This is a genomic window from Rhizobium sp. FKY42 (assembly GCF_005222835.1).
Classification (GTDB): Bacteria; Pseudomonadota; Alphaproteobacteria; order Rhizobiales; family Rhizobiaceae; genus Neorhizobium.
The window spans coordinates 27,893-28,193 of record NZ_STGA01000075.1 but is presented as its reverse complement, the minus strand read 5'-3'; the positions used below and the strand labels follow the sequence as shown (position 1 = coordinate 28,193).

The 301-nt window shown below is 58.5% G+C and carries 1 protein-coding gene; it reads left to right on the top strand.

The genetic code is table 11. The features are described 5' to 3' along the window. Positions 1 to 11 precede the first annotated feature (11 nt). The coding region (locus tag E8M78_RS23130) for a lytic transglycosylase domain-containing protein (RefSeq protein WP_348640135.1) at positions 12 to 301 on the top strand (290 nt) is incomplete at its 3' end.

Below are 301 nucleotides of genomic sequence, written 5' to 3'. Positions count from 1 at the left end.
CACGCGGACCGATGCAGCTTATCCCCGCAACAGCGGCCCGCTTCGGTGTTCAGGACATTTGCGATCCCGCCCAAAACATCGAGGGCGCAATGAAGTACCTGCGCTTCCTGCTCGATGAGTTTCAGAACCCGCTTCTGGTCGCAGCCGCTTACAATAGCGGGGAGGGTCGCATCTACGAATATGGCGGCATTCCGCCATTCCCGGAAACCCTTGGCTACGTCGCCAAGGTCGTGAACTACCAGCTTGGCCTTCCCATGCCTTCAGACAAGCGAGCATCGAACAGTCTGGCGGGCATCTCAAA